The following is a 2,112-nucleotide window of genomic DNA, read 5'->3' on the forward strand; positions in this document are numbered from 1 at the left end:
AGAGCGGGACGTGATCGAGGCGACGTTTCCGCCACTGAACCGCTGCCTGACCGGCTTTGATCTGGCCCACCTGCGCGATGAACAGGACCAGCTCAACCTCAACAGCCTGCTGTGCGGCTCAGAGGGCGCGCTGGGCTTGTTGAGTGAGGCCGTGCTCAACGTACTGCCGATTCCCAAGCACGCCACGCTGGTGAACGTACGCTATGCAAGCTTCATGGACGCGCTGCGCGATGCCAAGGCGCTGATGGGCAGCGCCCGGCCCACGTCGATCGAGACCATCGACGATACGGTGCTGACGCTTGCCATGGCGGATTTTGTCTGGGACGGCGTGGCGGCGTTTTTCCCGGCGGGCGAGACGCCGATTCGCGGCATCAACCTGATCGAATTCAGCGGCGATGACCCCGAGGCCCTGGCCGCGCAGGTACAGGCCTTTACTGATCACCTGCGCCAGGATGCCACCGTCGAGCGGCTGGGCTACACCCTGGCCGAGGGCCGCGAGCAGATCAACGCCGTCTACGCCATGCGCAAGCGCTCGGTGGGGCTTTTGGGCAACGTGCAGGGCGAAAAGCGCCCGCTGCCGTTCGTGGAAGATACCGCCGTGCCGCCGGAGCACCTGGCCGACTTCATTGCCGAGTTTCGCGCTGCGCTGGACGCCCGCGGCCTCGCCTACGGCATGTTCGGCCACGTGGATGCCGGCGTGCTGCACGTGCGCCCGGCGCTGGACATGAAGGACCCGGCCCAGGAAGCGCTGATTCGCGAGATCTCCGATGAGGTCGCCGCCCTGACCCAGAAATACGGCGGCCTGCTGTGGGGCGAACACGGCAAGGGCGTGCGCTCCGAGTACGCGCCCCGCTTCTTTGGCGCGCTCTACCCCAGCCTGCAGCGGGTCAAGGCGGCGTTTGATCCGTACAACCAGTTGAACCCCGGCAAGATCGCCTCGCCCGCCGAGGACCCGGCGCTCATCGCCCGGGCAAGCGACCCCGCACTGCTCAGCGTGGACGGCGTGCCTACCCGCGGCCAGCTGGATCGCACCATCGACGAGCGCGCCTGGCAGGCGTATGACGCGGCGGTGTACTGCAACGGCAACGGCGCCTGCTACAACTACGACCTTGACGACCCCATGTGCCCGTCCTGGAAGGCGACCCGTGATCGCGTTCACTCACCCAAGGGGCGCGCCAGCCTGATCCGCGAGTGGCTGCGGCTGCAGTCCCGGGCGGGTATCGACGTGGTGGAAGAGTCGCGCCAGCGCCAAAGCGAAGGCGCGGGCCGTGCCCTGCTGCGCTTGCCCCAGCGCCTGATCAACACGCTCAGCCGTGAGCGCCACCACGACTACTCCCACGAGGTCTACGACGCCATGGCGGGCTGCCTTGCGTGCAAGTCCTGCGCCGGGCAGTGTCCGATCAAGGTCAACGTACCGCAGTTTCGTTCCCAGTTTCTGGAGGTCTACCACGGCCGCTACCTGCGCCCGCTGCGCGACTACGTGATTGGCCATACCGAGCGGATGCTGCCCGCGCTTGCGACCATCGCCCCGGTGTATAACGCCGTGATCGGCCAGCGCTGGGTGGAGGCGCTGATGCGCAAGGGCCTGGGCATGAGCGACTCCCCCACGCTGTCTCGCGCCCGCGTGAAAAAGCAGCTGCGCGCCTGGGGGGTAGCCGAGGCCACGCCGACCGCACTGGCCCTGCTGACCGAACAGCAGCGCGCCCATAGCGTGATTCTGGTGCAGGACGCCTTTACCACCCACTTTGAAGCCAAGCTGGTGATGGACGTGGTGGAGCTGCTGTCGCGGCTTGACCTGCGTGTCTTCGTGATGCCGTTCAGTGCCAACGGCAAGCCGCTGCACGTGCAGGGCTTTCTGGGGGCGTTTGCGCGTACGGCAGCGAAGCAGGCCCGCCGACTGCGGGCGCTGCAGGAGTTTGACGTGCCCCTGGTGGGCATCGACCCGGCCATGACGCTGACCTACCGCCAGGAGTACGTCAAGACGCTGGGGCCAGGGCAAGTGCCCGAGGTGCTGATGCTGCAGGAGTGGCTGGCCACGCGCCTCGACAGCCTGCCGCAGGGTGCACGCCACCTGGCCGACCCGGGGTTCAAGCTGCTGTCGCACTGCACGGA

The 2,112-nt window shown here is 67.3% G+C and carries 1 protein-coding gene; it reads left to right on the top strand.

Features of this window, described 5'->3' with window-relative positions; translation table 11 throughout:
* On the top strand, window positions 1-2,112 hold a 2,112-nt coding region (locus B0H98_RS16870), incomplete at both ends, for an FAD-binding and (Fe-S)-binding domain-containing protein (RefSeq protein ID WP_106376227.1).

Source organism: Vreelandella songnenensis (assembly GCF_003002925.1).
In the GTDB taxonomy this organism is placed as follows: Bacteria; Pseudomonadota; Gammaproteobacteria; order Pseudomonadales; family Halomonadaceae; genus Vreelandella; species Vreelandella songnenensis.